The sequence below is a fragment of the Flavobacterium chungangensis genome (assembly GCF_042654045.1).
Classification (GTDB): Bacteria; Bacteroidota; Bacteroidia; order Flavobacteriales; family Flavobacteriaceae; genus Flavobacterium; species Flavobacterium chungangensis.
On sequence record NZ_JBHSFY010000002.1, the window covers coordinates 402470 to 423602 of the forward strand.

The 21133-nt window shown below is 33.1% G+C and carries 13 protein-coding genes; 3 read left to right on the plus strand and 10 right to left on the minus strand.

Annotation, left to right across the window (positions count from 1 at the left end; genetic code table 11):
- Window positions 1-183: 183 nt before the first annotated feature.
- Window positions 184-1062: a helix-turn-helix domain-containing protein gene (locus tag ACFO3N_RS04775; RefSeq protein ID WP_379795642.1), complete on the minus strand. Its 879-nt coding sequence runs from the start codon at window positions 1060-1062 to the stop codon at window positions 184-186.
- Between the two features lie 239 nt (window positions 1063-1301).
- Window positions 1302-2138, minus strand: coding sequence for an SMP-30/gluconolactonase/LRE family protein (locus tag ACFO3N_RS04780; RefSeq protein WP_379795644.1), 837 nt, complete (start codon window positions 2136-2138; stop codon window positions 1302-1304).
- A 373-nt stretch (window positions 2139-2511) separates the two neighbouring features.
- Between ACFO3N_RS04780 and ACFO3N_RS04785 the strand changes: the two genes are divergently transcribed.
- Genes ACFO3N_RS04785 through ACFO3N_RS04795 form a run of 3 tightly spaced genes read left to right on the plus strand, consistent with a single transcriptional unit; the run spans window position 2512 to window position 6733 of the window.
- Window positions 2512-4923, plus strand: a complete 2412-nt coding sequence (locus ACFO3N_RS04785) for a TonB-dependent receptor domain-containing protein (RefSeq protein WP_379795646.1) — start codon at window positions 2512-2514, stop codon at window positions 4921-4923.
- An 18-nt stretch (window positions 4924-4941) separates the two neighbouring features.
- The gene (locus tag ACFO3N_RS04790; RefSeq protein WP_379795648.1) at window positions 4942-5973 is read left to right on the plus strand and encodes a sensor histidine kinase; all 1032 of its coding nucleotides are present in this window, start codon (window positions 4942-4944) and stop codon (window positions 5971-5973) included.
- A 37-nt stretch (window positions 5974-6010) separates the two neighbouring features.
- Window positions 6011-6733, plus strand: coding sequence for a LytR/AlgR family response regulator transcription factor (locus ACFO3N_RS04795; RefSeq protein WP_379795650.1), 723 nt, complete (start codon window positions 6011-6013; stop codon window positions 6731-6733).
- Between the two features lie 200 nt (window positions 6734-6933).
- Here the strand turns inward: ACFO3N_RS04795 and ACFO3N_RS04800 are convergent, their stop codons facing one another.
- From ACFO3N_RS04800 to ACFO3N_RS04835, 8 genes are all read right to left on the minus strand, one after another.
- A complete protein-coding gene (locus tag ACFO3N_RS04800; protein WP_379795652.1) occupies window positions 6934-7695 on the minus strand; it encodes a hypothetical protein in 762 nt (253 codons plus the stop codon).
- Window positions 7696-8072: 377 nt separating this feature from the next.
- Entirely contained in the window at window positions 8073-10886 is a 2814-nt protein-coding gene (locus ACFO3N_RS04805) for a M16 family metallopeptidase (protein WP_379795654.1), read from the minus strand.
- A 12-nt stretch (window positions 10887-10898) separates the two neighbouring features.
- Window positions 10899-13166, minus strand: a complete 2268-nt coding sequence (locus ACFO3N_RS04810; protein WP_379795656.1) for a Gldg family protein — start codon at window positions 13164-13166, stop codon at window positions 10899-10901.
- A gap of 15 nt (window positions 13167-13181) precedes the next feature.
- Window positions 13182-14132 carry an ABC transporter ATP-binding protein gene (locus tag ACFO3N_RS04815; protein WP_379795658.1) on the minus strand — a complete coding sequence of 317 codons (951 nt, stop codon included), beginning with the start codon at window positions 14130-14132 and terminating at the stop codon, window positions 13182-13184.
- Window positions 14133-14194: 62 nt separating this feature from the next.
- Window positions 14195-15559: a RagB/SusD family nutrient uptake outer membrane protein gene (locus ACFO3N_RS04820; protein ID WP_379795660.1), complete on the minus strand. Its 1365-nt coding sequence runs from the start codon at window positions 15557-15559 to the stop codon at window positions 14195-14197.
- 10 nt (window positions 15560-15569) lie between these two features.
- Window positions 15570-18875 (minus strand): TonB-dependent receptor, encoded by a 3306-nt coding sequence (locus ACFO3N_RS04825; protein WP_379795662.1) that lies wholly within the window; start codon window positions 18873-18875, stop codon window positions 15570-15572.
- Window positions 18876-19190: 315 nt separating this feature from the next.
- Window positions 19191-20231, minus strand: coding sequence for a FecR family protein (locus tag ACFO3N_RS04830; protein WP_379795664.1), 1041 nt, complete (start codon window positions 20229-20231; stop codon window positions 19191-19193).
- Between the two features lie 210 nt (window positions 20232-20441).
- A complete protein-coding gene (locus ACFO3N_RS04835) occupies window positions 20442-21029 on the minus strand; it encodes an RNA polymerase sigma factor (RefSeq protein ID WP_379795666.1) in 588 nt (195 codons plus the stop codon).
- Window positions 21030-21133 lie beyond the last annotated feature (104 nt).

The window sequence follows — 21133 nt, forward strand, 5'->3', positions numbered from 1 at the left end:
GCGCAATAAAAGAATTGATCAATCTCATAAAAATATTTTTCTTGAGTTTTGAGTATAGGCCATTTTTCTATTAAAGAAATAGATTCAAAATATAAATTATTGTAGAATAAGGTAAAAGAAAAAGTGCGTTATGGGTAGCACTGTTTAGCTGTATGTACTCGTATCTGTGATGTGAAAATAATACTATGCATTATAAATTTGTGCCAGTTCGTTTTGAAGTTCTGTCGGTGTTTCTTTGAGTTTTGATTTCACAAATTTATTTAATGCAGACGGAGAACTAAAGCCGAGATCAAATGCAATTTCTTTATGCGAAAAATCAGAAAACAGCAGCTGTCTTTTTATTTCTTTTAGGATTCGATTATGTATGGCGTTAATTGCTGTTTCTCCGCAGTGTTTTTTAGTAATATCATTAAGTTTTTTTGGAGTAATGTTAAGTTCTGATGCGTAATACTGTACCGTACGTTGGCTTTTAAACTGTTCATTTAGCAGTTTTTTAAAACCGATATAAAGATGCTGATTGGTCTTTTGGTGCAATACGGGATGCTGGCCATGAACCGATTCAATAAGTCCCAGCAGCAATATCTTAATGTAAAAACGAGCCTGCTCTTTTCTCACAAGACTTGGATTATTATAAATAACTCGGATGTGTTCAATAAGTGATAATGCTTGTATGAACTCTTCCTTAGAAAGTGCACTGCAGTTTAGATTTGCCGATAAGTTTACATTATAAGGACTTAATTCATTTTTTAATATATCAGAGCAGAACAATACTTCTTCAAATAATATTATTTTGCCTTTAAGGTCAGTGCTGGGGTTGGATATAAAGTTAATCTGGCCAGGGAAAACAATTGATATTTTTTCAGATTTTAAATTAAAAACTTTTTCTTCAATTTGGATGTCAATTTTTCCAGCCTCAACTATTAAGATGTAAAAATGGTCATTTTTATGCGGTTTTAGATATTCGCTGATATTGAGATCGCTTATTTCAAAAACTCGAAAAGATAGATTCGTATCCTCCTGCTTCTGGATGTTATGTGTAAGCTTAAACCGTTTTAAATCCATTTGTTAAATATAGGTATTGTAATGTCATGTTTTTTCTTTTTGTCCCATCATCTTTAGACAATAGATAGCAACAATAAGAGTAATCTGCAAATTTAAGAAAAACTATTAAGCTGTTTTTTTAAAGTGCAACTCTTAGGATTTAGACAAGTAAAAAATCTTTTGATTTTGCTCCATTTTTAAGTGTTTAAAAATGGATGTGCCAGATTAAGATTGAAGACAGCAGCATTAAAAATAACCTTTTAGTGGAGTAATCGGTAGGCTATTACTGTTTTATTTAGTGTAGGAACAATGAGTAAATCATCATTTTCGATATATTCAATATCTGCAGTAATGATGTTTTCTTTACCTAAATCAATTAGTAAATTTTTATTTCCATTTAAATCAATAGTGAAAAGCTGTCCCTGCCAAGCTCCCGAAACTATATACCCATTTTTGCCATAACTGACAATACCATCCAGATTATCAATTCCGCTAAAAATCTGGTGAGATTTTTTGGTCAGTTTGTTTATGGCAAAGGCAGTTTTACTTTCCATATTCAGAATTAAGAGATCCTCTTTAGTGCATAACAATCCATTTGGTTTAGAAAGAAAACCAGATTCAGCCCATACATTTATTTTTCCGTTTGCTATTTTATAGATCTTATTGCCAAAGCAGTCAGAAACGTAAATATCTCCGTTGGTATCTATTGTTATATCGTTAAGGAATTTAGCATTATCTACATGATACACTTTCTCAATTTTAGCTGTTTCAGTATTTATCTGGACGACTCTGTCAATATCTGCAACATACAATTTTTTCTTATATAATCCCATTCCCTGAGGGTTATCCAATCCATCAACCCATTTTAAAACTTCTATTTCGCCATTTGTTTTAAGCTTCGAAATAAATCCATTGCCATCTTTTGCAAGATATTCACCATTTATATTTGAGATATAGAGAATCTTTTTTGAAGAATCATAAAGTGCAGATTCAGGTTTTAAGAAAAGAGAATCTGATACCCATGCTTTGGTAATGTTCTGGCTAAAAGTGATTGCGGGAATTAATGTTGTAAATAAAATGAGAATTATTTTTTTCATTATTTAATCTTTAAATGGTTGTACTAAATTTTGGTTTCAGGTTGTTTAAAATGAACACTTAATATAGTCATACTAAGTTTTGGCATTTCTTTGAAAAAGAGATTGTTGATCGCGAAAGACAAAAAATGAAGCATCCTTGTTAATCTTTTGAATATACTATTCGTAAAAGTAATTCCTTACTAAAGAAGCCACAATAACTAAAAATAACCACTTTTAAAATTTAAGGATGCAAATAGGTAGATTTTGACAGTTTATTGATGCGACTTTCTGTTTCGAGTTTATTCATCAAGCAATTTTATCCATTCATCAAGAAAGTTTCTTAAGGGCGTATTGTCCCGATAGATTTGCCTTCAAGAATATTAAAAATATGAAAATGAAGGTAAAAAAAATAATTGTTCATGCTGTGTTGTGCATAATGTCACTAGGATTGCAGGCTCAGAAAACTATTTCTGGAAGAGTAATTGATAACCAACAGTCCCTTTCTGGAGTAAATGTCATAGTTCTTCAAGAAGACTCAAGTTATGTAAACGCAGTGGAAACAAATAGAGATGGTTTTTATGAAATAGAAAATGTAAAACCCGGAAGTTATAAATTGTTGTTTTCACTCATAGGCTATGAGAAGAAAACATTTGATATCAAGATGGTTTCGGAAGATTTAAAGATGCCTGAGACGGTTTTGGAAATTGAGCCTTTTGCGATGAATGAAGTGACTGTTAAAGCAAAGCGCTCTGCCTTTAAAACTGAGCCGGGAAAAACTACTGTCACGCTTTCGGCTGTCTCCATAGGATCAGATGGCTCGCTTTTAAATGCACTTGGAAAAATTCCCGGAATATTGATTTTGAATGATGGAACGGTTCTCCTAAATGGAAAGGCCGGAGCAAATGTAATGATAGACGGAAAACAGACATATCTTACGGGGGAAAATTTATTAAATCTGCTTCGTTCTATGCCGGGCAGTGCTGTCGATAAAATAGAAATGGTTTCGAATCCTTCTGCGCAATATGATGCAGGAGGAACAAGCGGATTTATTAATATTAAAAGCAGACAAAGAAAAGAAAGCGGTTTGAACCTTAATCTTTCATCTAATATAGAAGCAGGAAAGTACGGCAGACAGAATCAAAATATTTCTCTTCAGTTTCATGAAAAAAAATACACATTTTATACCAATTATTCATTTAACAGCGGACAGGATTTTATCTTAATCAATTCATCACGCGAATATCTAAAAGCTAAAACTGATGCTACAATTTTGAATATGGATGCGTACAGAAGATTTCAGTCCCATTCACACTATTTTAAAACGGGTATTCAATACCAGTTTTCAGAGAAACTGACATTAAACACTGATGTATTTGGAAACTGGTTTGGAAGAAATAAAAATGAAAACGCTTTGTCTGAATTATTTCAAGGTCCAGATTCCAAAGATTTTTCACTTTATACGGCCAATATTCAGCAGTCTCAGCATAACAATTTGGGAGGTGGAATGAGCATCTTGTATCAGTTCAGCAGCAAAATAAAATGGGAAAATATATTTAATTTTCTTGTTTTTGAACAAAATGAAAAACTAGATCAGAAAAGCAAAATGATTCCATTATCAGAGCCTGATGCAGAAAGCCGTCTTCGCGGAAATATGGAAGGCAATATCAGAATTACAAATCTGCAGTCAAGTATAGGCTACGATATGTCAGATAGATTTACATTTAATTCAGGAATCAAATACTCATCCATTCATATCGATAATAATGCATTATATAATTCGATGCATTTAGATCAATGGTTGGAGGATGAGAAATTGAGCAGCCGTTTTTATTACAAAGAAAATATACTGGCCGGTTACCTGCAGTCAAATCAGAAATGGTCAGAGCGATTTTCTACAGAGGCAGGACTTCGTTTAGAATTAACAGAGACCAAAGCACGTTACGCTGCAGGAAATCGTGATTCGACCCTTGTGAGGAATTATGGACAGCTTTTTCCAACTTTTTCGGCAAATTATGCTCTCGCGGCTAATCATGTGCTTTCATTTCAGTATGGAAGACGTATCGTTCGTCCCAATTACAGAGATCTTAATCCTTTCACAGAAGTAAATGACCGTTATCTTCAGGAAAGAGGAAACACGGCTTTAAGACCGGAGCTGGTAAATAATATGGAAGCTTCATGGATAGTAAAATCACAATACATATTTAGTGTATTTTATACTACTCGTAAAGATCCTGTAACCAAAAGCTATCTAACCGAACCAGAAAGTGACGTGACTATTGTTATGCCTTTAAACTTAGACAAGAGTTATGCATTAGGAGTAAGAGCAGGCCTTAACAATTTAAAGCCAAAACAATGGTGGACATTACATTTAAACGGTTCATTGACATACAAAGAATTTCACTGGAAGGAAATAGAGACTTTATATGATAATAATCTTTGGACTCCTGCATTTCAGTTTAATAACCAATTTTCTCTTTCTAATGAATGGGTATTTGAAGCGACAGGATATTATAATGGTGAGATGGCTGAAGGTCAGGCCAAAATAGGTTCAATTGGTTCAGTATCTTTGGGAGTTCGTAAAAGTTTCTTTGAGAAGAAGCTGAGCTGCTATGCGTATTTTAATGATGTTTTTTTAACCAATCGCCCTAATATCAGTTTATATAATAGTGTAATTGCTGGGTTTTACAAAGAGCGCAGGGACAGCCGTATGGCAGGAATCACTCTTTCATGGCGATTTGATTCTGGGACTTCTTCAAAAGCCATGCGAAAAATCGAAAATATGGAAGAAAGTAAGCGTATCAATTAGTAAATTAGAACCTGTAAAATGAGTGAAAGCAAAAAAATAGCAACTGAATGGATTTATCCCGCTGTCTGGGGTATTATGATGTATAATGTACTGCGAGCAGTTACTGATCTTACACATCACGGTATTTTTTGGGAGGGCGAAATAAAATTGCATATAACAGCATTGCTGCTTTCGGTATTAATCTGCTATTTATTCAATTATGGATGGAGGCAAAGGCTTCTCAAAGCTAGGGAAGGCAATCGAATAGGGAAAGATTATGCTTTTGTTGTTTTGGAATTAATTTTTTGCTTGAACCTTCTGCTAAAAATCGGGCAGAAACTGGGGGTATTGTTTATGGGGTCTGGCTGGATAGACTATATGCTGATTAACGTTATCTATGTGCCGCTGCTACTTATTTTCTATACATTGATTCGTGGTTATCTAGCAGAGAAACAGGCAAATGAAAAGCAGCTGACACTGGAGAAATTGAAAACAGAGAAAAAAGAGGCAGAACTTGAATTTCTAAAATCGCAATATCATCCGCATTTTCTTTTCAATGCTTTGAACACTATTTATTTTCAGGTAGATGATAATAATGCTGAAGCAAAAAAAAGTATTGAATATTTATCAGAATTACTCCGTTATCAGCTTTATGATGTAAATCAGGAAGTCGCATTTAATCAAGAAATAAATTATTTGCGTTCCTATATTGCTTTTCAGCAGCTCAGAAAAACAGATAGGCTGAAAGTAAATGTAGATATAGATAATGCATTACAAGAGCAGCGAATAGCTCCTTTGCTATTTCAGCCGCTTCTAGAGAATGCATTCAAATATGTTGCAGGAGAATATGAGATAGCCCTTGTGTTAAAACTTAAGGATGATCAGGTATGTTTTGAAATAAAAAACTCAGTTTCTGATGTACTGGTTTCTTCAGATTTAAAGGACAGTGGCATAGGGCTCAGTAACTTAAAACGAAGACTTGAACTGCTGTATCCTGAAAAACATCAGATGGCAGTAAATAAGGGTGACGATTTTTTTAAAGTAACCCTTGCACTTCACCTTAAAGAATAGAAATCTAAGTTAATTTTGATTAAGCAGAATAAATAATATGAAGTTAAAATGTATTATTACAGATGACGAACCAATGGCCCGTAAAGGGATTAGAGGATATATTGAAAAAACAGATTTTCTTTCATTGATAGCAGAATGTGAAACAGCAATTGAACTTAATAGTCTTTTGAAGAAAGAATCTGTAGACGTCATTTTTCTCGATGTTGAAATGCCTGGCCTTACGGGTATGGAATTTCTTTCCTCTGCATCTAATCTTCCTAAAATTATCATTGTATCAGCTTATGAGCATTATGCTTTGAAGGGATTCGAAATGGATGTATTTGATTATCTTTTAAAACCGGTTTCATATGAACGTTTTCTGAAATCGGTCAATAAATTGTTCGATCAGAAACAAAAGGAATTGAATTCTGTTCAAACAGAATACATATTTATAAAAACAGATAAGAAAACTAAAAAGATAATGATCAGGGATATTCTATTTATAGAAAGTATGGAGAATTATGTTCTGATTCATACCCCCAATTCAAAAGAAACGGTTTATTGCACGTTGAAAATGATAGCTGAGAATCTTCCGTCCGATCTTTTTTTTCAGCCACATCGGTCTTTTATTGCAAATTTTGAACATGTCAGCGCAATAGAAGGCAACACAATAGAGATTGGAAAACATAAAATTCCTTTATCCAAGAATTTAAAAGATGATATATATTCTAAATATATCACAGGGAATTTTATTGCAAGGAGTAAAAAAGCAAATAATTGAAAAAAAGATAGTTATTTGATTGCTGATGATTTAATAAGCTAAAAATTACAGGAAAAGTATTTAATAAGATGTTGGTTCGAGCCCTGTTCCCACAACAAAGTAAAAGCTTCGGATAGATCTGAAGCTTTTATTGTTTTCTAAATATTTCTTTTGAGGTTTTATATTTTTTGTCACAGCTGTTATACTTAATTTCTTCTTTTTTATTTATCTCGATATACTACTTCCCAGGTTGGTTCAAATTCTAACTCTTCAAATTGGAACGAATGTAAATTTTTATTTTTATAAATATCACTGCTAAAAGTATCTTGTATCCAATTTCCGAAAGTCCAATTCCCTGCTTTTTCAGGCTTACCCCATCTTCTTGTTTTCAAAATTGTTGCTTTGGAATTTATCCTTTCCGATAGCTTTTTCAAAATAGGTCTGGAATCAAGATTTAAACTCTTGGCAATTGCAACTACAATGAAGTATCCAAATTCAATATGCCTTTTGTTTTCAAAATCTCTTTGATTAGAAATTGAAATATAAATTTCTGGTGGACATTGCCTTTTTTCGCAAATTGTCCAAATCGGTGACCAAAGTTCGAAATCAAGAAAGTAATTCTCCGTGTTATCAGACATCGTCCACTTTTCGTGTGATTTTTCATTCCATTTAAGCCGTCCAAGCTTTAAATCAGAATGATAGACAAATTCTTTGTTGTCCTTTTTAGAGACACGTTTTTCAAGTTTGCATTTAGTTGCCCTAACTCCGGTTTCTTTTAAAAATTCGCTTTGTTTTACCAGTAAATCAAAATAGGGTTCAAAGTTCGATTTCCAATTTGTTTTTATCCAAGGAGATTTTTCATAGTCAACCTGTCCAAAAATCAAGTAAAAATCATATTCTCTATTCTCCCAACTGGAATCAGCATTAGTAAAATTGTCGTAAAGATTTAAAAACTTATCTTTAAATTGCTTTATTAATCTCATTCTCTGTTAGTTTGTTTATGAATATCACTAATTATTAAACCATGTATTAGATTCTAACTATTTAGCTAATATAGCAAAAAAGCCTTTTAAGAGAAATATTTAAAGAAATCTCAATTGTAGAATATAGGTTTCCATTTCACATTAAAACTTTAAAAAAAACTGCCCATAACAAGGTTTTAACGAGTGACTTTAGTAGAATTATAATTATTAAATGATAATTTGTATTGCGCCACGATTCTGTCTCAAATCTTATAAATGTGTGTAATTTGTATTGATTTATCGTTGCACTTTTGAAGACAATTGCAAACAGCAAAAAAGGCTGTCTTGGCAAGACAACCTTTAATGACTAATTAAAAATAAAAATGTATTCTAAAGTTTTACTTTCCTGATTGGCTTTCAGGGTTCATAATAACTTCGACGCTACTAGAACTATCCAAAACGTGCTTACTAAACTGCTGAATAGTTTTTGGGTTAATTTTAGAAATTAAACTCTTGTATTCTTCATCCGTTGAAAACGGAATCTGATTTAAGCTGTAATTGTATAGTGTTGTTGACCAGAAAGCATTCGTTTTAAGCGATTCTTCTCTGTTTTTCAATAAAGCTTTTTTAATGTCTTCTAAGTCATTTGCATTTACTGGATTCGATTTTAAATCGTTGATTTCTTTCCAGACAATCTGCATTAATTTTTCCTGCTTCTCTGGATTACAGTCAAAAGTCAAAGCAAGGCTGAATGATGGTTTCGGAATTAATTCAAGATTTCCTCCAACATTTACACCATAACTGCCGCCTTCTTCTTCTCTAATAGTCTGAAGGAATCTTTTTGCTAACAATTCACCAATGATGTACATTGTCATTGCATTTTCTTTTGAGTACTCTGTTTTTCCAGTCAAATTTAAGTAAACAGTAGTTTTTGCCACTTCCATCGGACGTTTAAAATGCACAACCGTTTTTCCCTTTTTAGGCTCAATATTATGATCTGCAAAAGTCTCTTTTACAGCAGGATTTGATTTTAAATTCCCAATGTATTTCTGAATCAATTCTAAAGCGCCATCAGGAATATTCCCCACAAAAACAAAAGTAAAATCCGAAGCATTTTTGATTCGGTCTCTGTAAATGCTTTCTGCTTTCTTTAAATCAATATTTTCTAAGAATTTATCATCAAAAATAAAAGTCCTCGGACTGTGATTAGAATTTGCTAAAGCAATAGAATCTTTAAACGTATTTCCGTTGTCTTTTTTGATGTTTTGTAAACGGTTTTTGTACTGCTCTTTTAAGTAGTTAAAAATATTTGGATCAAATCGCGGCGCTTCAAAAGAAAGATAGAGCAATTGCAGCATCGTTTCGAAATCGGCTTTGTTTGAACCTCCTTGAAAACCTTCCGTATTTTCGCTAATAAAAGGCGCAGACTGTGCTACTTTGCCCGTCAGTTTTTCTTTTAAAGCAATATTATCAAAATTGCCTAAACCAGATGATTTTGCAATTGTAGTTGCGATTTCGGCAGAAGCCAAATCTTCGGTTTTAATTAAAGATTTACCGCCTTTCGAAAATGCTGTAAGCACAACTTGATCTTGCGAATAAGTTGTTGGCAATACAATTACATTTGCACCATTTTCTAAAGTATATCCTTTTGCTGCTGTAATTCCCGGTATTTCAAATGTCTTTTTGATTGCTGCAGGTTTTAATTCTTTTGCAATTAAAGGTTCATTATTTTCTTTTTTGGTGTAAGGTTCCAAAGTCTTGTTTTCGACTTTTTTCATTACCTGAACAACCGCATCTTTAGTTGGAAAATTTACTTTATCTTCATCAGAACCTGTTACTAAAACTACTTGATTTGTCGGTTTTTGAATGGTTTTGATATAAGTATTTATTTCTTCTAAAGTAATGCTTTTGATAATGCCTACAATTAATTTGTAATCGTCTTCGGCAGAAAGAAATGGTTTTGCTTTTAAGAAATAATTCGTCAGTTTATCTGCCCAAGAGTCATTGTCAACTTTATCTTTATTGCTTAAAAAATCATCATAAGAACTTATAAAAAGCTTTTTAGTTCTGTCCAATTCTGCTTGTGCAATTCCAAAACGTTTTAAACGTTCAGCTTCAGTAAGAGCATCTTCAAAAGCTTCTAATGTTTTTCCTTTTTTGCCTGCAGCCGAAATATTAAACGAAGTATTTAATCTCGAAATGGGTTCGAAATACGTTTTTAAACCTAAAGCGGCACTTTGGTTTTTCAAAATCAATTCTTTGAAACGATTGTTTAAAATACTCGTATAGAAAGAATTCATTACGTTTTTACGGCTCAAAATGCTGTCTTTCACCAAAGGTTCGTCCAAAACATACTGTAAAGTAATAGTAGTCGAAGAAGCTTCTTTATCAGACGCAGTTCCAAAATACAATTCGTCGTGTTTCGGAATTTCAAAGTAGGTGCGCGGCGCAGCTTTTTTGGCTAATGGAATTCCAGAGAAAATAGCTTTCACTTTTTCTTCCATTTTTTTTACGTCGATATCTCCAACAATTATTACAGCTTGTAAATCGGGTCTGTACCACTTTTTGTAGTAGTTTCTCAATTCAGGATATTTGAAATTATTGATGATATTTAAATCACCAATAACATCTCTTTTGCTGTATTTAGACCCTTTGTATAAAACAGGATCAGTCTGCATTTTTAAACGGAAACCGCTTGTACGGCGCGTTCTCCATTCTTCTCTAATTACACCTCTTTCGGCATCAATTTCTTCATTAGTTAAAGAAAGAGAGCCAGACCAATCGTGTAAAACCCAAAGTGTAGAATCGATCAGTTTTTCGTTGGAAACCGGAACAGTGCTGATGTTGTAAACGGTTTCGTCCTGAGCGGTGTAAGCATTAATGTCTTTTCCGAAACTTACTCCATTTTTTTCCAGCATTTTAATGATGCCTTTTCCTTTAAAATGTTCTGTTCCGTTAAACGCCATGTGTTCCAGAAAATGCGCCAATCCGTTTTGATTGTCATCTTCTAAAATAGCACCGACATTTTGAACGAAGTAAAAACTTACTCTGTCTTTTGGTTCTTCGTTATGCAGAATATAATACGTTAAACCGTTTTTTAATTTTCCGGTTGTAACGTCTTTATGCAGCGGAATTGTGGTTTTGAACTGCGAAAATGCGCCTTGAAAAGACAAGGCCATTAACGCAACAATGATATTTTTTTTAGTACTCATTTTTTTTATTTTTTATCTTCTGTTTCTACGAATAAGAATAAAAGCACCACTTAATATAATCAGTAATGGAAACAGTCCAATAAATATAATTTTATTGATAAAAACTTGATTTGAACTAATGGTGATCTTTTTATCGGTTTTCTCAGGACGTGTAGTATCAATTGGAAATTGGTAATTACTGAACCAGCTAAAAATATCAGTAACAAATTGAAAAGTTCCAGATCCGCCACGACTTAATTCGGCATTGCCCATAAAATCTGCATCTCCAGCAACAATTATTTTTTGTGTTTTACCATTGATGTTTCTCGTTAAAGCGGCCACAAGAGGCATTTCTTTCATAGAAGGCTGTTTTTTTAAATCTTCTGAAATGGATGTAATTCCTGCATGAGATTCCCAAGCTGGCTGATTATTGGTTTTTAAAAGAGGCGTGACTTTAAATCCTGCATCTTTTGTCACTGTAATACCGCTGCTGCTTATAAGTGGAATAGGATTATTATTTCTATTCTTGCTTAATTTGATAACCGTCGTATCAATGTTTTTTTGCAGTTCTGTTACTAAAAAGTCTGGTGAATTGGTTTCGCTTGCCTGAACTAAAGTTTTTTTAGTAAAACTCATTCCTAATTTTTCTGTGATAGAAGCCAAAGCCGAATTCGTTTCTGGTTCTGCCAAAAGCATTAAATTTTTACCTTGATCAATATATTTGCTGATACGGTCAACAGCACCTTGACTTAATTGTGTTTTAGGATCGGCAATGACTAAAATATTAGTTTCAGAAGGGATATTCTGCGCATTAATATCAACAGAAGCAACTTCAAATCCTTGATTGATTAATGAGTTTCTGAATGTTATTTCGTTAAATCCAGTCTTGTAATTTTTATCTCCATTTTTTTCAATGCTGCGTTCCATATTTCCGGTTGCAAACACAATTTTCACAGGATTAGAAACTAAACGTTTTAACGAAGCTGAGATTTCTTTTTCAAATGGTGCTTTAAATAAGTCGTCAAACATTCTCAGGAAAGTTTTCTTTCCGTTATATTCTACTGTTCTAACTACTCTGTTTTGTTCAGGCCCTAAATCGATTACTTTTTTGATTTCTTCAGGAGAATATAATTTTTTAAGTTTCATTCCCTGAGACTCGACCATTTTTTGGGCAAGTTGTTTGTCGTTTAATCCAGGATTCTGGGCGTACAAAGCTTCATTTGTTGAAGTGTCATAATAATAAACATACTCCATTTCTATTTGAGGCAAAAAGCGGGTATATTTTGCAAAACTCGCAATATCTGAGTTTTGTGAGTATGGCATTGCCATATAATAATTAATATCTAATAAATTGACATAGGTTGTTATTTTAACAGGTCCTTCTATTTTATTAACGACATCTAAACTGCTTTTGGTTAATGTATTGTCTTTATTACGGGTCATATCGTGGTAAAAAGTAAGCGGTGCTCTTGAAGTGATATAACCAAACGATAAGACAACAGTTATTAATAAAGTATATTTTAAAACTCTTCTTGATATAGTCTGCGCGTCTCTTCCAGTTTGAAGTTTGTAAATACTCAATACGATGAATAGACCGCTTACCAGAACAAAATAGAATACATCTTTGCTGATAATTAAACCTTGAAGCATTTGGTCGGCACGGCCTGCGATTGAAAGAAAATAGGTAATATCTTTTACTACTTCAACATCCTGCCAAAGTTTTCCAATAAAATTCAATCCTGCTAAAACTACCAAAGTACTAATGGCAGCGACAACTTGATAAGAAGTAAGACAAGACATAAAAAGCCCTATTGCTGCATAGGTGCAAACCAATAGATATAATCCGATTAGTCCAGAAATAGCAAACTTAAGATCTAGATTTTCGATTGAGAAATAGGCAATTGCAACTTGTAATCCTAAAATTGCAACAAATAGAAGGCAGTAAGCGGCAATGGCTAAATATTTACCCAATACAATGTCTTTAATTCTAATTGGTGAAGAAAGTAACAATTTAATCGAACCGCTGTTAATCTCACGACTCACCAATCCCATTGTTAAAAGAGGTACGTACAAATATAAATAAGTCTGCATTTCGGTATATAAACCGCTGAATCCAGAAAAAATAACTTGAGACAAATTATCCATGCCTTGTCCGATTTTCTGTGATTTTTCAAAACGTTCAATTGTACCAAAGAATTTCCAGCTAGACTGGATTGAAAATATTACTAAAACAACCCAAGCAACAGGCGAGTAGAACATCGTGTTGAGTTCTGTTTTAGCAATTCTATATATTGTTTTCATTTGTATATTTTTTATTTAAGAAGGAATAGCGTTTTTAGATGGGGCTTTTTTAGATAATTGGGCAAAGATTTCGTCTAGTGAAACTTTTTCAAATTGAATTTCACGTAATTTCCAATCATTATGAACGCTTAGTGAAATGATTTTTTCCGCAACTTCCTGCGTTCCTTCAAATGTTATCTGCACTTTTTTAGGAGAAAGAAATACAGCATTTGTTACTTCCGGAATAGCTCTTAAAGATTCCAATTTTGGAGGATTTTCAAAACTTGCTGTTAATTTATCTGCTTCGATATAGTTGTTGAAAGCATCAAGCGTATCAGCAAAAACCATGTGTCCGTTTTCAATCATTCTGATATCCTGACAAGTTGCTTGAACTTCAGAAAGAATATGAGAAGAAAAGATTACGGCTTTGTCTTTGGAGATCTTTTTAATTAGTTTTCTAACTTCTAAAATCTGGTTAGGATCAAGTCCGTTTGTTGGTTCATCTAGAACCACTAATTTAGGTTCGTGAATAATAGCCTGCGCAATACCCACACGCTGACGATATCCTCCGGATAAATTTCGGATTAAGCGATTGCTGAAATGTGAAATTCCGCATTGTTCTTTGGCTTTTTCTAAAGCATTTTTTAAATCTTCTTTCTTTACATGACGAAGCTCTGCACAATGAATCAAATATTCATCGACTGTTAAATCTAAATGCAAAGGTGGTGTCTGGGGTAAAAAACCAATTAATTTTTTAGCTTCAACAGGGTTTTCTTTTAGGTTAATTCCATCAATAAAAATATTACCGCTGGTTTGGTTTAAAACGCCGCAAAGAATATTCATTGTAGTAGATTTTCCAGCTCCGTTAGAACCTAAAAGACCTAAAATTCTGTTTGTTTTAATTTCAAAATTTATATTTTGTATTGCCCAATCCTTACTATATTGATGCGACAAAGCCTCAACTCTTACAATTGTTGTTGTTTCCATAGTGTTTTTTAAAATCGCAGGAACGTGTTTTTAAAGCACACTCCTGCGTTATTTTTTAATATTTAATATCCTGTATTTTGGGTTAGGTTGGGATTAGAACGTCTTGCAGTTTCTGGAATAGGATAAAGACTATCTGTAGAAGCCCAGATTTTTCCTGGAATTACACTAAGAACCTGATCGATTTTCCCTGTTCGTTTAAGGTCAAACCATCTGTGTCCAAACTCTGTAAAAAGTTCACGTTCTCTTTCTAGTGCAATTAAATCAAGTAATTGGTTAGGATCTGTTAATGTAGTATTAGCTAATAATGCTCTGTTGCGTATTACATTAATATCTTGCTGTGCCCCGCTGATATTGTTAAGTTTTACTCTTGCCTCAGCTCTTATTAAATAAAGTTCTGCAAGTCTTAATACAGTTGAACGTTCTAAAGGAGCAGCAACATAGGCATTTTTATATTTTCTTGGCGCCAAAAATGTAGTTCCCGCAACAACATCTGTCCAGTTTGTTTTTCTGGCATCTCCAGTTTCAAATAAAGTAGCCCCTTTACGAAGAATATATTTTCCACCAGTCGGAAACAATCCGGCTCCTTCGTAAGCATATGCAAGATTAAAATAAGGGATCTGCAGGATTGCTTCAGTATTATCAGCAATAAAAGGACTGTTAGTAGCTGTTAACCCTGTAATCATTTTATAGGTTGTATTCTGACTGATTACGGCACTTGCGTGAGATTCGGCTTCAGTCCATTTACCTAAATAAAGATTAACTCTTGCCAGTAATGTTTCTGCTGCCCATTTTGTAGCTCTAATACGTTGATTAGCATTATAATTACTATAATTAATAGGCAAATCTTTAGAAGCTTCTGTTAAATCAAGTACAATTTGATTGTAAATTTCGGTTTGAGTATTTCTTGGCGCTACAGCTGTTTTTTCAACAGCTGTAGTTAAAATTAAAGGTACATCTCCCCAAAAATTAGTCATGTAAAAATAGCAATATGCTCTTACAAACTTGGCTTCAGCAATCCATCGTGTAGCTTTTGCAGGAGTAAGTGCTGTACTTGCTGTAATGCCTTCAATTGCATTATTTGCATTATAAATTGTTTTGTAAAAATCAGTCCACATACTGCCATTTGGACCATCAATATCCTGAATCTCGTTTGTGTTATAAACATCTGTAAGCTGTGATCTTAATATGAGTTCATCTGCTGTTTCTCCAGGCATATAATGTATAGTACTCACATAACTTAAGCCTGTTACCATACTTTGATAAATTCCATTTATCGTAGCTTCTGCAGTTGGATCTGAAATGTATATAGTAGAAGAAGGAAGCTGGCTCTTTGGAATTTCAACTTCCAGCATTTCATCACAACCCGTTAATCCGATTAAAAGAAAAAACGAAAATATATACGTGTATTTTATAGAATTATTTTTCATGTTTTTTTGATTAAAATGTTAACTGAGTTCCTAGTGTAATAGTACGTAATGGTGGTAAAGCTAAACCTTGAGTTTCTGGATCAAATCCTCTGTATTTAGTAAAGGTTACTAAATTTTGTCCCTGTAAAGAAATACGAACATTTTTAATGATTTTTTGACTTCTTTCACTTAATGGAATAGTGTAAGATGCACTCACGTTTTTCAATTTGATAAAAGAGGCATCAACAATCATTGCATTTGAACCTATGTAATTGTTATAACTTTGCTGGTAATTAGTACTTAAAACATTTCCTTGTGCTATGTAATCATTATAATCATCAACTTGATAATTGGCAAGTCCGTAAGGATAGCCTGGCTGTATTGCAATTGTAGAAAGCAGGTTTCGTCCTTCTTGTTTTACAAATTGGAATAAGAAGTCAAGTGCAAATCCTTTGTAAGTGATAGAATTTGAAATTCCGCCATAATATTCAGGATATGCTGGTCCATAATATTTTCTGTCCCCAACATTTGTTTCTGCAAATCCGGTAGAAATTCTTCCGTCTCCATTAACATCTTCAAACTGAGCAATACCCGCTGCATTTGTACCAGTATAATTATATAAATAGTTACTGTTTAATGGTCTTCCTACAATATATTGAGAGTACGAACTTGTGTTTTCAATTCCTGGGAAAGAACGTAATTTGTTCTCATTCTTAGAAATATTAAATGAAGTACTCCAGTTTAGGTTTTTATTACGAATATTTGTTGTGGTCAATGTAAACTCTATCCCTTTATTTTCAACTTCAGCATCTAAATTTGCCTGAAAACTTGGAAATCCTGCTTGCGGACTAAGTGTTGTAGGCACTAATTGATTAGAAGAAAGATTTCTATAATAAGCTGCAGTAAAAGCAATTCTGTCATTTAAGAAACTCAAATCTAAAGCAGCCTCAAATTTATTGGTAACTTCCCATTGAAAATTTGGATTTGCAATTCTTGCCGGAGCCATTGCTGCATTTCCTACTCCATATGTAGAGGTTAGATAAGTAGAAGCATAACCATAATCAGGAATATCATCACTTCCAATTTTTCCATAACTAGAGCGAATTTTACCAAAACTCAGCCATGAATTGTCTTTTAAGAATTTTTCTTCTGTAAATACCCAAGCAGCGCCTACAGATCCAAAATCGCCATAACGTTTGTTTTCTCCAAAACGAGAAGAACCATCTCTTCTGTAAGTTAAATTAAGAATGTATTTGTTCTCAATATTATAATTAACTCTACTAAAAAGTGAAATATATTTGTACTCAGACGAACCATTAGAAGAAGTTACATTTCCAGCAGAACCAGTAATTCCTATAAGATTGTCAGAACTATACACAGATGAACTTAAATAAGTTGGCATGTCTGATTTTCTAGTCTGCCATGATCCTCCAACAAGAGCGGTAAGATTACCTTTCCATAAAGAAGTATTATAATTTAATTGCGGATCAATAGTGAAATTATTGGTATTGTTTACAGATAATGTATAAGATCTTGAAGCATTTAGCGAAATATTATTAGCAGTATAGTAAACATGGTTAATTCCTGATGCAGGTAAAAACTGTTCGGTTGTCATTTGTGCTCTTCCGTATCCTAAATCAGTTTTAAAAGAAAGTCCTTTTAAAATTTCAAATTGAACACTAAAACTAGTTATTAAGTTTGTTCCTTTATCTTCTACTCTTCTGTCCAAAGCTCCAAGCGGATTTACATCACTGAAATAAGTAGGCGACCAGTAATAAGTTCCATCTGCGTTGTAAACAGTATGATTTGGTGCGGTTAATACAGCATAGTTTGTAATGTCGTAAAAAGGCAGTTTGTTTTTGTCTGTAGCAAAAATCACCGAAGCTCCCAACTTAAGCCTTTTGTCCATTGTACTATGGTTAACATTAAAATTGGTTGAAAATTTATTATAACCAAAATCTCCTGGTATTACAGTAGTTTCATTATGATATGCAGCGCTTAATAAAAAGTTAGTAGTTTCGTTTCCGCCTTTTAAACTTGCAGAAAAGTCATTAAAATTAGCCGCACCGCCTATTAATTTCTCTTGCCAATCAGTATAAGCATTTGGATCAAAATCTGTAAGCGCTATACCAGTTGAAAAGTTGTTAGGTGTTGCATTTGCATTTTTATATGCAGTGCGAAGCATATTAAGATAAGTTGGCGTATCTAGAGTTTTTATTTTATTTGCCACTTCAGATAATCCAGAAGTAGTGTTTACCGTAAAGACTGTTTTTCCAGCTTCTCCTTTTTTGGTTGTTATAAGTACTACACCATTTGCTCCTCTAGAACCGTAAATAGCAGTTGCATCTGCATCTTTAAGAATTTCGATACTTTGAATATCATTAGGATTAATAATATTTAAAGGGCTAGTTCTTTTTTGAGCACCTCTAATTACGTTATTTGTTTGAACTTGTTCTTTAATGTCATCTCCAATATAAGGAACACCGTCAATAACATAAAGAGGAAGATTGTCACCCGTAATAGAGTTTCGACCACGAATACTAATATTCATATTACTACCGGCATAACCAGAAGTTTGAGAAACATATACTCCAGGAGTTCTACCTTGTAAACTTTGAAGGATGTTTGTTATAGGCTGTTTTTCAATATCTTCGGCAGTAATTTTAACCACAGATCCTGTCGAAGTTCTTTTAGTCGTTGTACCATATCCAATAATCACAACCTCGTCTAATTTAGCCAAATCGGGCTGCATTTTGATTGTAATTGTAGTTTGATTCTCAACAGTAACTTCTTGTGTTTTGTACCCTATGTAAGATATTTTTAAAACATGTTTTCCTTTTGGTAATTGAATAAAAAACTGTCCGTCAAAATCAGAAATTCCTTGTTTATTGCCACCTACAACTGCTATAGAAACCCCTGGTAAAGGCTGTCCGTTTTCATCAAGCACTTTTCCGTTCAGCATAAAGTCTACATCCTTTTCATTTTGTGTTTTTTCAGGAGTTTTAGAAGTTTCTTTTTTATAAATAACTACATTTTTATCCACCTGTTTATAGACTAAATTAGTACCTTGAAATACAGTGTTCAAAATGTCGCTAACACTTCGACGTCCGCGCTGAGTTGTTACTTTCGGAAAATCTTTTATAATCTGCGGCTGATACGCAAACAGTAGTCCCGTTCTATTTTCTATAGTTTTAAACAGCGTTTTAATATCCTGATTATGCAGTTCAATATCAACAGATATAGACTCTAAATTCTGACCACTCATTTCGGTTGCGAAAATCATATGAGTGCCGCAGGTCAGTAAAAAAATGTGGAATAAACTGATTCGCATAATCATAATGGTTTTTTTTGACAAGTGAAAAAAAGACGAATTCTTTTCACTGTCAAACATGGTTGTTTTACAGCGTAATTTCATAAATTTGCTTGTTTTTTAATGGTTACTGGATTAATTGTTAAAAATCTCGGCCATCTGGTGTAGGAGCTAGATGGCTTTTTTAATTTAGTTTTGGTTAATTGGTCTTTGTTTTTAGAGGTTAATATTTATTTTCTAAGCTTTCTAAGTAGGAGGTTAGTCCGCTTTTATTTTGTCGTCTTTAATCTTTAATCTTTAATCTTTCTTCTTTCTTCTTTCTTCTTTCTTCTTTCTTCTCTACTACTCACAGCCTTTACCGTCTAAAATGACAGCTCCAGCTTTATTGTATCTGTATTCTGTTTCTAAAACACTGCTAATTACTTTCAAGACGTGATCTAAATCTTCTTCATTTAAGAAACTTGCGGTAATTCTGCAGTTCTTAATTTTTTCATTCGAAATTAAAATCTGCACTTTGTATTTTTGAGATATTAAAGAAACAGCTTCAGCCATATTAATATCATCCAGAATCAAGTAATTGCTTTTCCATTCGGTTACAACGGCAGCGCTAATTGTATTTTGTTGATAGTTTAAAGTAGTTTTATTGACTTTAATCTGCTGATTAGGAATAATTACACCATAGATTTTTTCGGTATCTCCAACCTGAACTTTACCTCGTGCAACCGTAACTTCAACATTGTCTGAAGAATTTTTAGCATTAATATTAAAAGCAGTTCCTAAAACGCGAGTCTGAATTTTACCAGTATGTACGATAAATGGTTTTTGTGGGTTGTGTTTAATATCAAAAAAAGCCTCTCCAGTTAGTGTTACTTCACGAGTTTTAGAATCAAAAGAATCCTGATCGTATTTCAAAGTACTGTTATCGTTTAGTAAAACCGTACTTCCGTCTGGAAGATGAACCAATTGTTTACCGCTAAAATCAATTAAAGTGTTTTTTGCAACAACTTCTAGAAGCTTAGGCGTAGCAGGAAGAACTGTTTCTTGTTTAAAGAATAATGAATTACCCAAAGCAATTAGCAAAGCAATACTTGCGGCCGCAAATAGAGATTGTAAAACTACTTTTCTTCGTCTCTTCGGATTTAAATCCACCACTTTAGGTTCATTTTGTGGTTGAGATAAAATGTAGTTTAGAACATCATCACTCTGTTTTTTGTCCATTACATCTGTAACATTACCTACTTTCAGCATATCATGAATTTTTCCTTTAAGGAAATCATCATAAGCACCCTGCTGAATTATTTCCATCATTTGCTGCTGTTCTGCGTCAGATAAATTGTTCTGCAGATAGCTTTCAAATAATTCTTCGAATTTTTTTTGCGACATTTTTTCGTAGATTAAATTAGTTCTTGTTAGTTAATGATAGATTTGGATTTTTTTTTTTTTTTTTTTCAGCCCTTCAAATTTTAGGGATAGAACATGTTTATCATGTCCATTTTATATAAAGACCATTTAAAAAAGGGGAGGGAGTAGTGGAAAGTGAAAAAAATGTAAAAAAATGTAAAAAGAGGCTTTTTTGAAAGAAAAACCTTTAGACTAAAGTTTGAAAAAAAGAAGAAGCGACATGAACATATTCATGTATGGAGAAATTTTAAGACGTATAAATTTTAAAGCCTGAGCCATGTGTTTTTTTACAGTCTCAGTTGAAATTCCTAAATCTTCCCCAATTTTTTGATGGCTGAGACCATCTCTTTTTGCCATTTGATACACTTTTTGCTGTTGCGGTGGCAGTTGTTCTACTATTTGATTCAAAATAGTATTGTACTGCTCATCCTTAATATTGCTGTCAGTATCTATAATAGCACTTTCTTTCTGATCAAATTCTGATATGAGATTCGTTTCTCGAGCAATTTTCTTTATTGAATTGAATAAATGATTGCGGGAAATTATAAAAAGATAACTCTCAAAATCAGTTATTTCAGCTAAATTATCTCTATTCTGCCATATTTTTAAAAAGATATCCTGAACCGCTTCTTCTGCCTGGATTCTTGATTTTGTAATTCTTAAAGCAGTAGAGTAAACAATATTTTTGTACTGGTTGTATACCGTTGTAAAAGCAAGCTCACTTCCTTGAGATAACTCAAAAAGAAGTTTTTTTTCGTCAATATTTGAATTTTGAGCCATGTTTAAGTAACAATCAATTCAGCAATATTATTTATTTTTTTTCAAACAGAGATTATTTATCTAAAATATGCCTTCAAAAATACTGTTTTACTATTTTATGAATA